General features: G+C 68.0%; 17 protein-coding genes and 1 tRNA gene. 6 read left to right on the top strand and 12 right to left on the bottom strand.

Features of this window, described 5'->3' with window-relative positions:
• Window positions 1-35: 35 nt before the first annotated feature.
• The 3 genes from D573_RS0106520 to D573_RS0106510 form a co-directional block, all read right to left on the bottom strand.
• Entirely contained in the window at window positions 36-2111 is a 2076-nt protein-coding gene (locus tag D573_RS0106520) for a bifunctional diguanylate cyclase/phosphodiesterase (protein WP_018937997.1), read from the bottom strand.
• Window positions 2112-2305: 194 nt separating this feature from the next.
• Window positions 2306-2830, bottom strand: a complete 525-nt coding sequence (locus tag D573_RS0106515) for a cytochrome c (RefSeq protein WP_018937996.1) — start codon at window positions 2828-2830, stop codon at window positions 2306-2308.
• Window positions 2830-3369: a hypothetical protein gene (locus D573_RS0106510; protein ID WP_018937995.1), complete on the bottom strand. Its 540-nt coding sequence runs from the start codon at window positions 3367-3369 to the stop codon at window positions 2830-2832. Before D573_RS0106510 ends, D573_RS0106515 begins: the two co-directional genes overlap by 1 nt.
• Before the next feature lie 119 nt (window positions 3370-3488).
• Between D573_RS0106510 and D573_RS14960 the strand changes: the two genes are divergently transcribed.
• The gene (locus D573_RS14960) at window positions 3489-3911 is read left to right on the top strand and encodes a hypothetical protein (RefSeq protein WP_369772870.1); all 423 of its coding nucleotides are present in this window, start codon (window positions 3489-3491) and stop codon (window positions 3909-3911) included.
• An 84-nt stretch (window positions 3912-3995) separates the two neighbouring features.
• Here the strand turns inward: D573_RS14960 and D573_RS0106500 are convergent, their stop codons facing one another.
• The 7 genes from D573_RS0106500 to ispB form a co-directional block, all read right to left on the bottom strand.
• Complete coding sequence (locus D573_RS0106500) at window positions 3996-4658, bottom strand: class I SAM-dependent methyltransferase (RefSeq protein WP_018937994.1); 663 nt, start codon at window positions 4656-4658, stop codon at window positions 3996-3998.
• On the bottom strand, window positions 4659-5735 hold the full coding sequence (locus D573_RS0106495; protein ID WP_018937993.1) for an SO_0444 family Cu/Zn efflux transporter: 1077 nt from the start codon (window positions 5733-5735) through the stop codon (window positions 4659-4661).
• 78 nt (window positions 5736-5813) lie between these two features.
• Window positions 5814-7994, bottom strand: coding sequence for a bifunctional GTP diphosphokinase/guanosine-3',5'-bis pyrophosphate 3'-pyrophosphohydrolase (spoT, locus tag D573_RS0106490; protein WP_018146306.1), 2181 nt, complete (start codon window positions 7992-7994; stop codon window positions 5814-5816).
• A gap of 12 nt (window positions 7995-8006) precedes the next feature.
• Entirely contained in the window at window positions 8007-8282 is a 276-nt protein-coding gene (gene rpoZ, locus D573_RS0106485; RefSeq protein WP_018146305.1) for a DNA-directed RNA polymerase subunit omega, read from the bottom strand.
• Between the two features lie 37 nt (window positions 8283-8319).
• Window positions 8320-8970 (bottom strand): guanylate kinase, encoded by a 651-nt coding sequence (gene gmk, locus D573_RS0106480; RefSeq protein WP_018146304.1) that lies wholly within the window; start codon window positions 8968-8970, stop codon window positions 8320-8322.
• 101 nt (window positions 8971-9071) lie between these two features.
• Window positions 9072-9148: transfer RNA gene (locus tag D573_RS0106475), tRNA-Pro, on the bottom strand.
• A gap of 107 nt (window positions 9149-9255) precedes the next feature.
• A complete protein-coding gene (gene ispB / locus D573_RS0106470; protein ID WP_018176512.1) occupies window positions 9256-10224 on the bottom strand; it encodes an octaprenyl diphosphate synthase in 969 nt (322 codons plus the stop codon).
• A gap of 309 nt (window positions 10225-10533) precedes the next feature.
• Between ispB and rplU the strand changes: the two genes are divergently transcribed.
• The 4 genes from rplU (at window position 10534) to proB (ending at window position 13426) form a co-directional block, all read left to right on the top strand.
• Window positions 10534-10845, top strand: a complete 312-nt coding sequence (gene rplU, locus D573_RS0106465) for a 50S ribosomal protein L21 (protein ID WP_018146302.1) — start codon at window positions 10534-10536, stop codon at window positions 10843-10845.
• Between the two features lie 29 nt (window positions 10846-10874).
• Window positions 10875-11135: a 50S ribosomal protein L27 gene (rpmA, locus tag D573_RS0106460; protein WP_017941884.1), complete on the top strand. Its 261-nt coding sequence runs from the start codon at window positions 10875-10877 to the stop codon at window positions 11133-11135.
• A gap of 78 nt (window positions 11136-11213) precedes the next feature.
• The gene (cgtA, locus tag D573_RS0106455; protein WP_018937992.1) at window positions 11214-12296 is read left to right on the top strand and encodes an Obg family GTPase CgtA; all 1083 of its coding nucleotides are present in this window, start codon (window positions 11214-11216) and stop codon (window positions 12294-12296) included.
• A complete protein-coding gene (gene proB / locus D573_RS0106450; RefSeq protein ID WP_018176510.1) occupies window positions 12293-13426 on the top strand; it encodes a glutamate 5-kinase in 1134 nt (377 codons plus the stop codon). The genes cgtA and proB overlap by 4 nt, the downstream gene beginning before the upstream one ends.
• Before the next feature lie 361 nt (window positions 13427-13787).
• Here the strand turns inward: proB and xseA are convergent, their stop codons facing one another.
• Together xseA and D573_RS0106440 are read right to left on the bottom strand one after the other, a co-directional pair.
• Complete coding sequence (gene xseA, locus D573_RS0106445; RefSeq protein ID WP_018937991.1) at window positions 13788-15197, bottom strand: exodeoxyribonuclease VII large subunit; 1410 nt, start codon at window positions 15195-15197, stop codon at window positions 13788-13790.
• 14 nt (window positions 15198-15211) lie between these two features.
• Complete coding sequence (locus D573_RS0106440; protein ID WP_018167972.1) at window positions 15212-15985, bottom strand: DUF4197 domain-containing protein; 774 nt, start codon at window positions 15983-15985, stop codon at window positions 15212-15214.
• 190 nt (window positions 15986-16175) lie between these two features.
• Between D573_RS0106440 and guaB the strand changes: the two genes are divergently transcribed.
• Window positions 16176-17636 carry an IMP dehydrogenase gene (gene guaB, locus D573_RS0106435; protein WP_018650432.1) on the top strand — a complete coding sequence of 487 codons (1461 nt, stop codon included), beginning with the start codon at window positions 16176-16178 and terminating at the stop codon, window positions 17634-17636.
• Window positions 17637-17665 lie beyond the last annotated feature (29 nt).

The raw sequence follows: 17665 nt of genomic DNA, 5'->3' as shown, positions 1-17665 counted from the left end.
CATGCTTTTCCGAGTTCATGCAGCCGTCGGTCGTTCTACCGACAGCCCACCAGGACATCGCCGGAAAGCAGGGCCGTGGCGCTGGCGGCGTCCACCGGTGGGGAATAGTAGTAACCCTGGGCCAGGGTGCAGCCGAGGGCGCGCAGCGTCGCGGCGTGGGTATGGCTTTCGACGCCCTCGGCCACGGCCTCCAGACCCAGGTTGCGGGCCATGTGGATTACGGTCTGAACTAGGCGCTGGCTGTATTCGTCGTGGTCCAGCCCGGAGACGAAGCTGCGATCGATCTTGAGAATGTCCAGCGGTAGCCGGTGCAGGTAGCTGAGTGACGAGTAGCCGGTGCCGAAGTCGTCCATTGCCAGGCTGATGCCCAGGGCCTTGAGCTGGTGCAGGGTCTCGATCAGCTCGTCGAGATTGCCGAGCGTCGCGGTCTCGGTGATCTCCAGGCGCACCTGGGAGGCCGGCACCCCGGTGCCGGCAAGAATCGTCTGCACCTCGTCGACCAGTCCCGGGCGCGTGAGCTGCCGGGCGGATAGGTTGGTGCTGATGGTCAGCGGCATCTCGGGGTGGTCGATCCCCCATTGCACCAGCTGACAGCAGGCCGTGTAGAGCACCTGCATGTCGATCAGGTGGATTTGCCCGGTGTCCTCGGCGATGGGGATGAAGTCGTCCGGCGCGACCAGCGCGCCGTTGCGCTGCCAGCGCACCAGGCCCTCGAAGCCGGTGATGCAGTCCTCGCCGAGTGACACGATGGGCTGGAAGTGGACGATGAAGTCGCCGCGCTCCACCGCATGGCGCAGGTCGGTCTCGAGGGCCAGACTTTGCAGCGCCTGGGTCTGCATGCCGGGGTCGCAGAACTCGCAGCGGGCCTTGCCCAGTGACTTCGCGCGGTACATCGCCATGTCTGCCTCGCGCATCAGGTCGTCCGGCGTGGCCGGGCGCGCGGGGTCGTCCGCCGTGTTGGTCTCGCGGGCGGGGCAGCTCTGGCCGTAGGGGCGGGTGGCAATGCCGATGCTGACGGTGACGTAGATATCCTGCCCGGCGATGGTGAACGGCTCGTGCAGCACGGCCTGCAGGCGTTCGGCCACGCGCAGGGCGTCCACCGGCTCGTGCAGGCCTTCCAGCAGGATGGTGAATTCGTCGCCGCCCAGGCGCGCGAGGGTGTCGTCCGGGCGGTTGGCCTCGCCCCCCTTGGGCCGCGAGACGGTGTCGTTCTGGCGCAGGGCGTTCAGCAGGCGCCGCTCGACCCGCACCAGCAGTTCGTCGCCGGCCGGGTGCCCGAGGCTGTCGTTGACGACCTTGAAGCGGTCGATATCCACGAACAGCACGGCGAACAGGTTGAAGGGTTCGCGGGTGGCCCGGGCAATGGCATGGGCCAGGCGGTCGTGGAACAGGCGGCGGTTGGGGAGCCCGGTCAGCTGGTCATGGGAGGCGTTGTGGAGCAGGTGTTCTTCGTGGCGGTTGCGTTCGATCACGCGGCCCAGTTGCACGCCGATCTGCCACATCAGCCACAGCAAGTCGGGGTCGGTGGCGGTGGGTTTGGCGGCGAAGAACTCGAGGACGCAGGCGACCTCCTGGCCGACCATGACCGGGAACGCGAATCCGGACCGCAGGCCGCTGGCGGCGGCCTGCGGTGCCCGCGGGAAATTGTCGTCCGCGGCCAGGTCTTCGATCCATGCCGGTTCGCCGTGCGCCAGTACCCGGCCGGGTAGCCCGTGGCCACTGGCAAAGGGCATGTTGTCGGTGTTCTCGCGGAACTCGGTGAATGGCTCGGAGGCGGCGAGGTGCCAGATGCCGGTGGGGTTCAGCTCTCTGTAGTCGCTGTTTTCGTCGTGTCGGGTCAGATAGGCATGCCCCACCGGCCAGTCGAGGTACTGCCCGATGGCCGCGAGGGCCGAGCGCAGAACATGCGCGATGGAGTCCGACTGGTTGGCCGTCGAGGCAATGGTGTTGAGCAGCTCGATCTGTTTCTGCTTGGCGTAGACGTCCTGCAGCCGGGTCTCGGCCAGGGTCTCGGCGCGACGCCTTGCCTGGCGTTCCTGCTCGACCAGGCCTTGCAGACGGGCTTGTTCGCTAACCGCCGCGAAGTCGTTGGCGCGTCGATTCACGCGCACCCCCGGTGCTCGCTGTGACACGCGCGCTGTTTGGCGTCATGCATGGGCCCCTCCCGGCCGTCCTTGTTTTACTGCATTCCCTGCCATGCGGTGACCGCGCAGCGTCTCATTCGAATGACGCCGGTACAGGCCGACTCATTCCGTGTGCATTGTATCGGGGCTGCGCGGCGGTGTGCGTATGGCTCGGCGTCGGGTTAGCCGTCGGGGTGGGTCACCCAGGGTTCGCCCATGGCCTCTTCCCAGTCGGCCTGGGTGGGGTGGTTGCGGTCGTAGCGTGTCCAGGCCTCGAAGATCTCGTCCGGCCAGTGCGACTGCAGCCAGGCGATGATCGCCTCGGCATCCGCCTCCGAGAGTGTGTCCTCGAAGCTGGGCATGGCGCCGCCACGCGCCTCGGCGCCAAAACGGATCATGTCCTTCAGTTGCCAGTACGGGTGGTGCCAGGTATGGGCGCTGCCATCCAGCGGCGGCGGGGGCAGGGTGCCGTCGGGGTTGCGCTGGCGCCAGTCCTCGGCGCCCTCGCGCTGCGCCCCGTGGCAGGCGATGCAGTGCTGCTGGTAGAGGCGCTCACCGCGCTGGAGGACCTCCGGGTCGGTGGTGCGCTCCAGGTGGTCGGGGGTCCCGGACGCGCCGCCGAACCCGTCGCAACCGGTCAGGCTGGCGGATGCGAGGATCAGCGCCGCGCTGCCGATCCAGGGGGTGAGCGATGGGTGTCGCCGCATCAGTCCTGAACGTCCGGCTCGCCCGCATTCCCGGCCGGTTCGTCGTCGCCGCGGAAGGCGTCACGCACCGAGCCCCAGGCCTTGCGCGAGCCGTCGCGCACGCCGCCCCAGGCGTCCTTTGCCCCGTCGCGAATACCGCCCCAGGCGCCGGAGGAGCGCTCGCGCATCTCGCTCGACCATTCGGCCAGGTGGTCACGTTCCTCGACCAGTCCGTCGTAGGCGCGTTCGCGGCGCTCGCGAGTCGCGTCGCTCAGGTCATCCCAGCCCTCGCGGAGGTTGTCGCCCAGGCGGCCGAGTTCGCGGTCCATCGCGTCCAGGGTCTCGCGGGTGCGCGAGCGGGTGGCCTCACCGGCCTCGGTGCTTTCTTCCTGGATCTCCTCGCGGGTCTCGGCCCAGGATTCGCGCAGTTCTTCCATCTCGCTGGCGGTGGTGTCGTCCTCTGCGGCCGACGCATGCTCGTCGGAGTGGAGCGGGCTTGCGGCCAGCAACAGGGCGCAAAGGCTCGTCATCAGGATGTGGCGCAGCTTGAACAGTTTCATGGTGTCTTCCTCCCGGTCCGCGCAGGGCGGCGGACTGATCTGGTCTTTCTGCCATGGTAGGACGTTTGGTGGTCCGGTATGTTCGAGCGCAAGGAAATTTTTGCGAGAGGAACCACGGGATGCGATGGGGATGGCGGGTTGCATGGGGGTGTCTGACGGTACTGCTGGCGGGCTGTGCCACGTCCGCTTCGGCCCCGAAAGCGGGCACTGCGCCGGACGGCTGGGAGCCGGCGCCTACCGCCTTCGAGGCGCAGGTGGTGCCTTCGCAGGCGCCCACGGTGATGCCCGGTGCCGCGGTGATGGCGTGGCTGGCGGCCAGCCCCTGGCATTCTGGACTGGCGGTTGACTACGCCGGGCTGGAGATCGACCAGCCGCGTCCGGAGCGCGCCGAGGTCCGCCTGACCGGGTTGCGCGACGATGCCGTCAGTGCCTACGAATTCCGCCTGGAGCTGGACGAGGTCGAGGCGGGCTGGGTGGTGCAGTCGGTGGAGCGCCGTGCCATATGCCGCCGTGGCCTTGGCGACAGCGGCCTTTGCCTGTAAAGGCTTCGTGGAGGATTCGCCCTTGACCTGGTCCTTCTCGATGCGCTCCGGAGGCTTTGTGGTGAATCCAGAGCAGCCTCTGCTTCAGCGGCGGCGGGCCAGGGTCAGGCCGTCGCCGATGGGGGCCAGCGAGAGGTCGATGCGTTCGTCGGGATGCAGGGCGTCGTTGAAGGCGCGGATCGCGCGGGTGTCGTCGCGCTGGTCGTCCGGGTCGGCGACGGTACCGTGCCACAGGGTGTTGTCGATCAGGATCAGGCCGCCGGGGCGTACCAGGCGCAGGCAGTGTTCGAAATAGTCGGGGTAGCCGGTCTTGTCGGCATCGATGAAGGCCAGATCGAAGCGACCGGTCTCGCCGGCGGCCTCCAGCGCCTGCAGCGTGTTGCGCGCCTCGCCCAGCTCGAGCCGGATGCGTCCGGCGACCCCGGCGCGCTCCCAGTAGCGCCGGGCCGTGGCGGTCCAGTCCGCGCTGTTGTCCAGGGTGACGACCTCGCCGTCCTCTGGCAGGACGAGGGCGATGGCCAGCGCGCTGTAGCCGGTGAAGGTGCCGATCTCCAGATAGCGCTGTGCGCCCATGAGCTTCGCCAGCAGCGCCATGAACTGTCCCTGCTCCGGGGCGATCTGCATGTTCGCCTCCGGCAGGCCGGCCGTTTCGGCGCGCAGCTGCGCCAGTACGTCGGGCTCGCGTAGCGAGTGCTCCAGGAGGTAGCGGTACAGCGGTTCATCGAGTCCGATGGAACGATTGGACATTTACGCGCTCCGCGGCTGTGGGTGAGGGATCAGGCGGTCCAGCCACCGGCGCAGGACCGGTGTGGCCAGGACGATCAGGATGACCAGGGTGCTCCACTCGAGCCAGGCGGGCAGCAACTCGCCGGCGGCGCCCATCTGGGTTGTGATGTCGACCCCGGTACGGGCCAGTCCGGCGTCCAGGGCGAGTCCCAGCGCGATGGTGGTGGCTGCGATTCCGGCCAGGTAGAGCACTAGCGCCGGGGTGCCGAGTTCGCGGCGGAACACGCCCAGCGTCGCCAGGCTGGTGATCGGCGCGGCCAGCAGGAACACCAGCACGGTGCCGGGCGAAACGCCGGCCGCGATCAGGCCCACGGCGATGGGGGTGGCGGCGGTCGCGCACAGGTACATCGGGATGCCGATGACGGCCATCACCAGCATCGCCGGCAGGCCCGAGCCCCAGGCGGCCAGAGTGGCCGGCGGGACCAGGGCGAGCAGGGCGCCGGCGACGAGCAGGCCGATCACCAGCCACAGGCGGATATCGTCGAGGACGTCGTGGAAGGCGTAGTGCAGTTCGCTGCGGAGCCGTGCGGAGAGGCGTTTTGGGGCTTCGGGCGTGGCGCAGTCCGTGTCGTTCGCGCAACATCCGCCGCAGGTGTCGGGTTCGGCCCCGGTCGCCTCCGGGTGGTCCGTCGCGGCGCGCGTGCGCCCCACCAGTAAACCTGTCGTGATGGCCGTGACGATGGCGCCAAGGGCGCGGGCCACGGCCATTACCGGGCCCAGCAGGGCGTAGCTGATGGCAAGCGAGTCCACGCCGACACCCGGCGTTCCGATCAGGAAGGCGGTGGTGGGCCCGCGTCCGGCACCGCCGCGATGCAGGGCCAGGGCGGTGGGGATGGCCCCGCAGGAACAAAGCGGCAACGGGGCCCCGACGACGGCGGCACGCGCCGTGGCCGCCAGGCCGGCGCCGCCGAGCCAGCGCTGCAGGGCGGCCTCCGGGATCAGGGCCTTGACCGCGCCGGCGGCCAGCAGACCCAGCAACAACCAGGGCGCCGCGGTGAGCGCGACGCTTAGTGTTTCGTTGAGGATGTCGGCGATCATGCCTCGATCTTCCGTTGCGCACGGGGCGCCTGCAAGAAGCCCGCCCGCCGGGTGGCGGATCAGCGGGGGCGTTGCGTGTCAGCCGCGCTGGCGCGAGATGCGCAGGACGTCGGACAGCCGCCGCAGGCCGCGCATGATCTGGGCCAGGTGCTGGCGGTCACGTACGGTCAGCAGGAAGGTCATCGCGGTGGAGTGGCCGTCCTGCTCGTTGAACGAGATGTGCTCGATGTTGGAGCCGTGATCCGCGATGACCGCGGCCATGTCGGCCAGCGCCCCGCGGCGGTTGGCGGTGCGGGTGCGTACGGCGGCGGTGAATTGCAGCTGGGGCTCATGCGACCACTCCAGCGCGATGGTGCGGTCGGACCGGTCGCGGCTCTCGTGCAGGACGTTGCGGCAGTTCTCGCGGTGGACCACCAGGCCGCGCCCGGCGCTCAACTGGCCAATGATCGGGTCGCCCGGGATCGGGTGGCAGCAACGGGCGTAATTCAGCACCAGCCCTTCGGTGCCGTTGACCGCGAGCGTGGTCGTAGTGGCGGGCTCTGTGGCGGTCGGGTCGGGGCTTTCCTTGCCGACCATCTGGCGGGCCACCAGCGAGGCCATGCGATTGCCCAGGCCGATATCGATCAACAGCGCGTCCAGGTCTTCCAGCTGCATCGCGTCCAGCATCTGGTCCAGGCGGGCCGGCGAGATGCGGGGCAGGCTGGTATCCATGGATTCCAGCGCCTTTTCCAGCATGCGCTCGCCGAGGGTGCGGGCCTCCTCGGACTGCATGGACTTGAGGCAGTGGCGGATGCCGGTGCGCGCCTTGCCGGTGACCACGAAGGACAGCCAGGCCGGGTTGGGGCGGGCGCCGGGCGAGGTGACGATCTCCACCGTCTGGCCGCTTTGCAGGCGTACCGACAGCGGGGCGAGCTGGCGATCGATCTTGGCGGCCACGCAGCGGTTGCCGACGTCCGAGTGTACGGCGTAGGCGAAGTCGATCGGTGTGGCGTCGCGCGGGAGCACAAGGATGTCGCCCTCGGGGGTGAAGGTGTAGACCTCGTCGGGGAACAGGTCGACCTTGACGTTCTCCAGGAACTCGATGGAGTTGCCAACGCTGTTCTGGATCTCGAGGACATCCTTCAGCCATTCGCGTGCCCGGCTCTGGGCCGTGCGACTGGATTCGCTGCCGGCCTTGTACTGCCAGTGTGCGGCGATCCCGCTCTCGGCCACGCGATCCATCTCGGTGGAGCGGACTTGCACCTCGATCGGGGCGCCCTGCGGGCCGAACAGGATGGTGTGCAGCGACTGGTAGCCGTTGGACTTGGGGATCGCGATGTAGTCCTTGAAGCGTCCCGGCACCGGCTTGTAGAGGTTGTGCACCACGCCGAGGGAGCGGTAGCAGGTGTCCACGTCGTCGACGATGATACGGATGGCAAAGACGTCGAACACGTCTTCGAACGAGTGGTGCTTGTCGCGCATCTTGCGGTAGATGCTGTACAGGCTCTTCTCGCGCCCGGAGATGCGCCCGATGATCCCGGAAGCCTCCATGCGCGAGCAGATCGCCTGTTCGATGTTCTTCATCGGCTCGCGGCGGTTGCCGCCGGCCCGGTGTACTGCGCGTTCCAGTACCGCGGCGCGCCAGGGGTGCTTGGCCGAGAAACCGAGTTCCTCCAGCTCGCGGCGCATGGCATTCATGCCCAGGCGCTGCGCGATCGGGGCATAGATCTCGAGGGTTTCCTTGGCGATGCGGCGGCGCTTGTCCGGGCGCATCACACCGAGGGTGCGCATGTTGTGCAGGCGGTCGGCCAGCTTGATCAGAATCACCCGGATGTCGCGGGTGATCGCCAGCATCATCTTGCGGAAGTTTTCCGCCTGCGCCTCGGCCTTGGACTGGAACTGCAGGTGGGTCAGCTTGGACACGCCGTCCACCAGCTCTGCGACCTCCTCGCCGAACTCGGCGCGGATACGGTCCTTGCTGGTGGCGGTGTCCTCCATCACGTCATGCAGGATGGCGGCGCTGATCGCCTGGTGGTCCATCCGCATCTCGGCCATGGTGCGAGCCACGGCGAGCGGGTGATAGATGTAGGGCTCCCCGGTCTTGCGGGTCTGGCCCTCGTGCGATTCCGCGCCCAGGAGATAGGCGCGATAGACCTCCTCGACCTCTTCCGGCTCGAGGTAGGACTCGAGCTCGGAACATAAATCGCTGATCAGGAATCGGGTCGAGTCGCCCGGTACCGAGGAGGGGGCCCCGGGCGAAGCTGGCTGCCCAGCGGCCATTCAGAAAATCTCCTAGCGCTCGTCGGCTTCCAGCTGTTCCAGATGACGGATGGTGCTGAAGTCCAGCATCTGGTTCTGGGGCCGTTCGTCGTGTTCGTCGAACACCTCGATACCCACCACGCCGGCGGCGATTTCGCGCAGGGCGATCACCGTGGGCTTGTCGTTGTCCTCGGGTACGCGGGCTTCCTTCCCGTGGGCAATGTGGCGGGCCCGGCGGGCAGCCATCAGCACCAGCTGGAAACGGTTTTCGACATTTTCGAGGCAGTCCTCGACGGTGACGCGTGCCATCGGATACTCCGGTCAGTAAATTCTTGAAACTTGCATGTTACGCCGACCCATGCGCGCCCGCCAACAGATTCCCGATCGTGGATGCGGATCGGATCTCCTGTTCCACGGTGCGCAGGCGGTTGGCACGGAAGATACAGGCCAGATCGCGCACGGCCTGGTCGAAGTCGGCATTGACCACGGTGTAGTCGTACTCGCGGAAATGCGTGCAGTCGGATTCGGCATCCCGCAGACGGCGCTGGATCACGTCTTCCTCGTCCTGCCCGCGGCCGCGCAGGCGGCGTTCCAGCTCGTCGCGCGAGGGCGGCAGGATGAAGATGGAATGCGCATCCGGCACGGCGGCGCGCACCTGACGCGCGCCCTGCCAGTCGATCTCCAGGATCACGTCCACGCCGGCGTCCAGGCGTTCGTCGACACTGGCGAGCGCGGTGCCGTAGAAGTTGTCGAACACCTTGGCGTGTTCCAGCAGCTGGCCGTCCTCGATCATCCCGAGGAAGGTCTCGGCGCTGACGAAGTGGTAGTGCTGTCCGTCGACCTCGCTGGCGCGCGGCGTCCGTGTGGTATGCGAAACCGAGACCTCCACCGCCGTCACCGATTCAAGCAGGGCGGCGACCAGGCTGGTCTTGCCGGCACCCGAGGGCGCGGAAACGATATAGAGGGTGCCGCGAACGGCCGGGGTATTGGCGGTCATGGACGTGTCCGCAGGGCCTGAACGTGATCGGGATCTGGCCGCTTCCGGATGGGCCGCTTGAATCGGGCCACAGGCCGGAAGACCAGGGTCAAGAAGAAGGTTGGTCGGAGTGAAAGGATTCGAACCTTCGACCCCTGCCTCCCGAAGGCAGTGCTCTACCAAGCTGAGCTACACTCCGAACCGAGCCCGCTATTATGCCGAGCCTCCCGGGGCGTGTCCATGCCCCGGGCGCTGAAAATCCTATCGGTAACGGTCGACCCGCCATGCGGCGTGGGTCGCGCCGCGTCAGTGGTTGCGCCCGACGGCGAAACGGGCGAGATCGATCAGGGCCTGACGCTGGGGCGAATCGGGCAACGTGGAGATTGCCTCGATCGCGGCGTCGGTTTCGGCCTCGGCGCGAGAGCGGGTGTAGGCCAGGCCGTCGGTTCCGTGTACGGCCTGCAGCACGGCGTCGACCTGATCGCGGCCGCCTTCTTCGATCGCCCGGCGCACGACGGCCTGCTGATCGGGGGAGCCCACGCGCAGCGCATGGATTAGCGGCAGCGTGGGCTTGCCCTCGGCGAGGTCGTCGCCCATGCGCTTGCCGGTCACCTCGTCATCGGAGGAGTAGTCCAGGACGTCGTCGATCAGCTGGAAGGCGGTGCCCAGGTGCATGCCGTAGCGGGCCAGCGCCTGCTCGTCGTGTTCCGGGCGTTCGCCCAGGATGGCGCCCAGCTGGCAGGCGGCCTCGAACAGCTTGGCGGTCTTCGACTGGATCACGTGCATGTAACGCTGCTCGTCGACGTCGGCGTCGTGGCAGTTCATCAGCTGCATTACCTCGCCCTCGGCGATCACGTTGGTCGCGTGGGAGAGGATCTCCATGACCCGCATGGAGCCGACTTCGACCATCATCTCGAACGCGCGCGAGTAGAGGAAGTCACCGACCAGGACGGCGGCCTCGTTGCCGAAGATGTGGTTGGCGGTCTCGTTGCCGCGGCGCAGTTCGGAGGCATCCACCACATCGTCGTGCAGCAGGGTCGCGGTATGGATGAACTCCACCACCGCCGCCAGGGTCACCGGATCCTGGCCCTGCACATGGCAGGCCCGCGCTGACAGGGTGGCCAGCAGCGGTCGCAGGCGCTTGCCGCCCGAATGGATGATGTAGTGTCCGAGCTGGTTGATCAGCACCACCGGCGAGCTAAGGCGCTCGCGGATGCACTGGTCGACGGCCTGCATGTCGTCGGCCGCCAGTTCTCGGATTGCTTCAATGGGCATGGGGGTAGGCAAGCAGGCTCATGTGAGGTGGTCGTGAGGGGCGAAGGCATGCTAGGGAAACGCTGCCTAATGTACAAGTTCGGGCGCGCGTCGGAGCGGTTTGCGGGCAGGGTGGGTCAAGGGCCGTTGTCGCGCGCCCCGGATCGAAAAACGGGGTGTTCGCGTGTGCCCGTCCATGAGCGTTCCCGCGGCCTGGCCGCTTCCCGGCATTGACCCGGGCGAGAAGCGCTGCTAGCATTTCCGCCCTTTCGCGAGACCAGCTCCCAGTCAGCTGGTCCACACAAGGTATCGCAACGGAGTCCCAGGGAAATGTACGCGATCATCGCAACAGGTGGTAAACAGTACCGCGTCGCCGAAGGCGACGTGATTCGCATCGAGAAGCTCGAGGCCGAGGCCGGTTCCGAGGTCGAGTTCGACCAGGTGCTGATGGTCGGTGCGGGTGACGATGTCCGCGTCGGGGCCCCGCTGGTGGACGGTGGCAAGGTCACCGCCAAGGTCGAAGACCATGGCCGCGCCAAGAAGATCCACATCATGAAATTCCGGCGGCGCAAGCACTCCCAGAAGCAGATGGGACACCGCCAGCATTACACCACCGTGCGCATCACCGGCATCGCCGGCTGATCGCCGCAGGCATTCAGGAGAGCTGAACCATGGCACATAAAAAGGCAGGCGGCAGTACCCGCAACGGGCGCGATTCCGAGAGCAAACGCCTGGGCGTGAAGCGCTTTGGCGGTCAGGTCGTGCGCGCCGGCAACATCCTCGTTCGTCAGCGCGGGACGCAGTATCATCCCGGCGAGGGCGTGGGTTGTGGCAAGGATCATACGCTGTTCGCCAAGGTTGACGGCCAGGTCGTCTTCAAGGTGGGCGGTCCGCACAACCGTCGTTTCGTGAGCATCCAGCCGCAGCAGTAAGCCGGCCGGACAGCGAAGCGTTCGCGAAAAGCCCCGTTCGACGGGGCTTTTTTTGTTCTGTACTTCGGGAAGCAAGCAATGAAGTTCATCGACGAGGCCACCATTACCGTAAAGGCCGGCGACGGCGGGAATGGCTGTGTCAGCTTCCGCCGCGAGAAATACATCCCCTTTGGCGGGCCCGACGGGGGTGACGGCGGAGATGGCGGCTCCGTATGGCTGGTGGGCGACGAAGGCCTTAACACCCTGGCTGATTTTCGCTACCAGCGCCGGTTTGATGCCGAGCGTGGCGAGAACGGCAAGGGGCGCAATCGTACGGGATCTTCCGGCGAGGATCTGGAGATCGCAGTGCCGATCGGCACTCAGGTGCGCGATGCCGAGACCGACGAGATCCTGGGTGATGTGACCCACGAGGGTCAGCGTCTGCTGGTCGCTCAGGGTGGTTTCCACGGCCTCGGCAATACCCGGTACAAGTCCTCCACCAACCAGGCGCCCCGTCAGAGCAAGCCGGGCACCCCGGGCGACCTGCGCAAGTTGTCGCTGGAGCTGATGGTGCTGGCCGACGTCGGTTTGCTGGGCCTGCCGAATGCCGGCAAGTCCACGCTGCTGGCGCGGGCCTCGGCCGCGCGCCCGAAGATCGCCGACTACCCGTTCACCACCCTGATCCCGCAACTGGGCGTGGTGCGCATCGGGGTCAACCAGAGCTTCGTGATCGCCGACATCCCCGGGCTGATCGAGGGCGCGGCCGAGGGCGCGGGTCTGGGTACGCGTTTCCTCAAGCATCTGGCCCGCACCCGCTTGCTGCTGCACGTGGTGGACGTGTCCCCGCCGGACCCGGAGGCCGATCCGCTGGTGGACCTGCGCACCGCGATCACCGAACTGGAGCACCACAGCGACAAGCTGGCGGCCCTTCCGCGCTGGATCGTGCTGAACAAGAAGGAGCTGCTGGATTCCGACGAACTCGCGGCGCTGGTCGAGCGCGTGCGTGCGGACCAGGGCGAGGCGCATCCGGTGTTTACCATCTCCGCGGTGACCGGCGAGGGCGTGGACGCCCTGCTGCAGGCGGTGATGCGCCATGTCGAGGAGGCCGCGCAGGCGGCGGCCGAGGCCGATCGGCGGGGTGCGATGGGGACGCCGGAGGACAAGCCGGAGGACCCCGCGTGACAGCGTCTGCCACACGGGCGCTCCCCGCCATTCGCCGGGTCGTCGTCAAGATTGGCAGCGCGCTGATCACCGCCGATGGTGCCGGGCTCGACCGCCCGGCGCTGGAGTCCTGGGCGCACCAGATCGCGGCGCTGCGCCGGCGCGGGCTGGAGGTGATCCTGGTCTCCAGTGGCGCAGTGGCCGAAGGCATGCGCCGACTGGGCATGACCGAGCGCCCGCACCAGTTGCATCACGTGCAGGCCGCCGCCGCGGTCGGGCAGATGGGCCTGGTTCAGGCCTACGAGCGCGAGTTCGCCAGCCACGATCTGCATGCGGCGCAGGTCCTGCTGACCCACGACGACCTCGCCGACCGCTCGCGCTACCTGAATGCCCGCAGCACCATGCTGGCCCTGCTCGAGATGGGCACGATCCCGGTGGTCAACGAGAACGACACCGTGGCCTACGAAGAGATCCGGCTCGGCGACAACGACACCCTGGCCGCGCTGGTGGCCAACCTGGTGGTGGCCGACCTGCTGCTGATCCTGACCGACCAGGATGGCCTGTTCGATCGCGATCCGCGCAAGCATGCGGATGCCCGCTTGATCCAGGAGGGCCGGGCCTCGGATGCCGGGCTTCACCGCTATGTGGCAGCCGATTTCGGTCGCCTGGGCCGGGGTGGCATGGCAACCAAGCTGCTGGCTGCCGAACGCGCGGCACGTTCCGGCACGCATACCGTGATTGCCTCCGGACGCGAGGCGCAGGTGATGGGGCGGGTGCTGAAGGGCGAAGCACTGGGCACCTGGCTAAAGCCGGACCGCGAACCGCTGGCGGCGCGCAAGCGCTGGCTGGCGGACCAGCTGCACTCGCGCGGGCAGTTGCAGCTGGACGCCGGGGCCGCACGCGTGCTGCGCGAATCGGGGAGCAGCCTGCTACCGGTAGGTGTGGTCAGCGTCGAGGGGGATTTTCGCCGCGGCGAGGTCGTGACCTGCGTGGATCCGGACGGGACCGCCGTGGCACGGGGGCTCACGAACTACGCGGCCAGCGAGATTCAGCGTATCCGCGGCCAGCGTGCCGATCGCATCGAGGCCGAGCTCGGCTACCTGCTCGAGCCGGAGCTGATCCATCGGGACAATCTCGTCCTGCTCTCCTGACCGACGCCGGGTGCTGCTGTCCTGCGTGGGTCTGTGGAACCACAGCTGTGGGAGCGTGCTTGCACGCGAAGCCCCTGCCAGAGTCTGACGCGGGCAGGGGCTTCGCGTGCAAGCACGCTCCTACGGGATTTGGGGTGTGCTGACCAGGTATCCGGGTTCCCGGCGGTGGGGGCGGGCACGTTGGTGGGGGTGTGCGTGACGGAGGCCATCCCGGCTCTCCGCCGCGCTGCGGCCGGGATGGCCTTGCAGGTGCTGACCCCAGGCTACCCACTTCCTTCTTACCCCTTCGCGCGCTTCCCGTCTTCCTGTTACACGCGATTGTCTGTGTGCCGTCGGTGGTTAAAGGCCGGGAGACCGCGGCTCAGTTGTCGCCGTGTGTGGCGGTGACTTCCAGGTCCAGGCGCCCGCGTGCCAGACGTGCATGCACGCGTTCGCCGCTGGCGGTCTGATCCGCGGCGCGCAGGACTTCGCCCTCTGTGGTCTGCAGGATCGCGTAGCCGCGTTCCAGTACTGCCTCCGGGCCCAGTGAACGCAGCTGGCGCGCGGTGGCGTCCAGCTGCCGCTGGCGGGCGACGAGGGCCTGGTGGGTGGCCGTTTGCAGTTGGCGTTGCAGGCGGGCGAGGGCCTCGCGCCGCTGCAGGATGTCGTGGTCCGGGCGTACCCGCACCAGGCGCTGGCGCAGGTGATCCAGGCGCATGCGGGCGGATGCCAGGCGGGTGCCGGGCGAGGCGCCGGTCAGACGCAACCGGGCGTGTTGCAACCGCACCCGGGCGCGTTCCTCGAGGCGCGACCACGCGCGCTGCAGGCGTTCGCGCTGGTCGTCCAGGCGTTGGGCATCGCGTTCCAGCATTTGCCGCGGGTGGCGGCGTTCCAGGCGCGTATGCAGGGCGGTCAGGGTCTGCTGGTGGCGCGCCACGCGCTGGCCCAGCAGCCCGCTCAGGCGTTCGCGGGCCCGCGCTAGCTGGTGGCGCAGGGTCGCGGCATCCGGGCTGACAGCCTCCGCCGCGGCGGTGGGCGTGGAGGCGCGCAGATCGGCGACGAAATCGGCGATGGTGGTGTCGGTCTCGTGCCCCACGCCGCTGACCACGGGGATCGGGCAGGCGGCGATGGCGCGCGCGACGCTCTCCTCGTTAAAGGCCTGCAGATCTTCCAGGGAGCCGCCGCCGCGGGCGAGGATGAGCACGTCGACCCGGCCCTCGGCCGCAGCCTGTTCCAGGGCCGCGACAATCTGGCCGGCGGCCTGGGCACCCTGCACCGCGGTGGGGTAAAGCGTGACCGGTAGCAACAGCGGGAAGCGCCGCGCCAGGGTGCGCTCGATGTCGTGGCGCACATCGCCCTGGGTGGAGGTGATCACGCCCAGGCGGTGGGTCCAGGCGGGCAGTGGCTGCTTGCGCTCGGCGTCGAACAGCCCCTCGGCGGCGAGCTTTTCCTTCAGGCGCTGGAAGGCGGCCAGCAGGCGGCCCTCGCCGGCCGGTTGCAGGGCCTCGACGATCAGCTGGAACTGCCCGCGGGCGCCGTAGATCCCGGCACGCCCCTGGATCTGTACGGCGTCGCCGTCGGCAAAGCGGGCGGCCTGGCGGGAGCGCCCGCGGAACAGCACGCAGCTCACCGAGGCGTTCTCGTCCTTCAGCGAAAAGTACTGGTGCCCGGATGCGTATTGACGCAGGTTCGATACCTCGCCCTCCACGCGCACGAGGCCAAGCCCGTCACGCAGCAGGCCGTCGGCACACTGGTTGAGCTCGGTTACGGAAAAGACGGGGGCGTCGCTCATGAGGGGCTCGATGGTTACAGACGGGTGAAGACGCGCTGGAAGACATCGGTGCCGCGCCCGACGGGGTCGACCCGCAGGCGGGCCTCTTCTTCCGCGAGGGCGTGGAACAGGCCGTCCATGGTGTGGTCCAGCACATGCTCGGCCAGGTCCAGGCGGACGTTTGCCAGAAACGGGATGTCGCGCATCCGCGACTCCAGCTCGCGGTGGGTCGTCATGGCCTCCACGGCGTCCAGGCTGTGCTCGATCGCGGGACGCATGGCCTCAGTCAGGCGCGGTCGCATCTGTGTTTCCAGATGGCGGGTGGCGGCGTCCTCGGGCCCCAGCAGGATGCCGCGGGCATCGTCGAGATCGAGCGCGAAGATCGCCCGGATGAAGGGTTCCCGGGCCTGCCATACCGCATCCTCGGCCGCGCGGTTCATGCGCTCCTCCAGGGTGTCCAGCGGCGCGGCCATGCCGAGCCGGCCCAGCGATCGCCGTGTGGTGGCGAGCACCTCGGGCAGGGGGATGCGCACGTCCGGGTTGCCGTAGAAGCCGTTGCGCCGGCTGAGGGTCTCGGAGGCGGCGTGGGTCGCGATGACCAGGGCCTCGTGCACCGCCTCGATCAGCTCGGCGGTCGACAACCCGGCGAATTCCGGTGGCCGGGTGATCAGCGAGCGGAACATGTCCTGACCGAAGCGCCACCAGTCGGCGCGAGCGCTGGACGCAGTGGCCAGGCCGAGGCCGGGGGCCAGCAACAGGGCCAGCGCGGTGCGTCGGGTGATGCGGGCCGTAGGCGCGCGCTCGGGCATGGGTCTCGCCTGGCAGGGGGCTCGGGATGGATTCGCATCCTATCAGGGTGCTGTCCGGGCGTCTGCGCACGGCCCTTGCATGTGTGTCTGTGCTTGTCCCGGAAGGGCCCGAATTCTATACTGAACGGCTATTTATCCGCCCCCGGGATTTTCCCCCTTGCGTCCCGGCGGGCCTGGCCTGGAGTGGTGCATGCGGATACTCGGTGAAGCCCTTACCTTTGATGATGTACTGCTGATCCCGGGGCATTCGAATGTCGTTCCGCGTGATGTCGACCTGAGTACCCGGATTACCCGCGAGATCACGCTGTCCGCCCCGGTGGTGTCGGCCGCGATGGACACGGTCACCGAGGCCAATCTGGCGATCGCGATGGCCCAGGAGGGCGGGCTCGGGATCGTGCACAAGAACATGTCGGCGGAGGCCCAGGCCGCCGAGGTCCGGCAGGTCAAGAAATACGAAAGCGGTGTGATCAGCGAGCCGATCACCATCGGCCCGGATGCAAGCATCGGCGACGTGGTTGCGCTGACCGACGCCAATCACATCTCCGGCGTGCCGATCGTTTCCGGCAACGACCTGATGGGCATCGTGACCTCCCGCGATCTGCGCTTCGAGACCCGCATGAACGCCCCGGTCTCGGAGATCATGACCCCGCGCGAGCGCCTGGTTACCGTGCCCGAGGGGGCTGACCGCGAGCTGGTGCTGGAGCTGCTGCACAAGCACCGGATCGAAAAGGTGCTGGTCGTCAACGACGACTTCCAGCTGCGCGGGATGATCACGGTCAAGGACATCCAGAAGTCCACCGAGCACCCGCATGCCTCCAAGGACGAGCGGGGCCGTCTGCGCGTGGGTGCCGCGGTGGGTGTGGGTGAGGGCACCGATGAGCGCGTGGCCGCGCTGGTCGAGGCCGGGGTGGACGTGCTGGTGGTGGATACCGCGCACGGGCATTCCCAGGGCGTGCTGGATCGCGTCGCCTGGGTAAAGAAGCACTACCCGGACGTGCAGGTGATCGGTGGCAACATCGCCACCGCCGATGCTGCCAAGGCGCTGGTCGCGGCCGGGGCCGACGGCGTGAAGGTCGGAATCGGGCCGGGCTCGATCTGCACCACCCGCATCGTGGCCGGCGTGGGCGTGCCGCAGATCACGGCGATCTCCGATGTGTCCGAGGCGCTGAAGGGCACGGGTGTGCCGATGATCGCCGACGGGGGCGTGCGCTTTTCCGGGGACCTGGCCAAGGCGATCGCCGCGGGCGCCGATTGCGTGATGCTGGGCTCGATGTTCGCAGGGACCGAAGAGGCCCCGGGCGAGGTCGAGTTGTACCAGGGCCGCTCCTACAAGATCTATCGCGGCATGGGCTCTTTGGGCGCGATGCAGCAGGGCTCCTCGGATCGCTACTTCCAGGATCCGAACAGCTCGGCCGACAAGTTCGTGCCCGAGGGGATCGAGGGCCGGGTGCCGTACAAGGGCTCGATCGTCGCCATCATCTACCAGCTGATGGGCGGGCTGCGCTCGTCCATGGGCTATGTCGGCGCACACAACATCGAAGAGATGCGGACCAAGCCGCATTTCGTCCGCGTGACCGCCGCCGGCATGCGCGAGAGCCATGTGCACGACGTGGCGATCACTAAGGAAGCCCCGAACTACCGCATGGACTGACCCGGCCACGATGGCCGGGTATCCCTACC

The sequence above is a fragment of the Thioalkalivibrio sp. AKL9 genome (genome assembly GCF_000377825.1).
GTDB lineage: Bacteria > Pseudomonadota > Gammaproteobacteria > Ectothiorhodospirales > Ectothiorhodospiraceae > Thioalkalivibrio > Thioalkalivibrio versutus.
The sequence above is the reverse complement of the archived record's forward strand: the minus strand, read 5'-3'. Positions and strand labels throughout refer to the sequence as shown.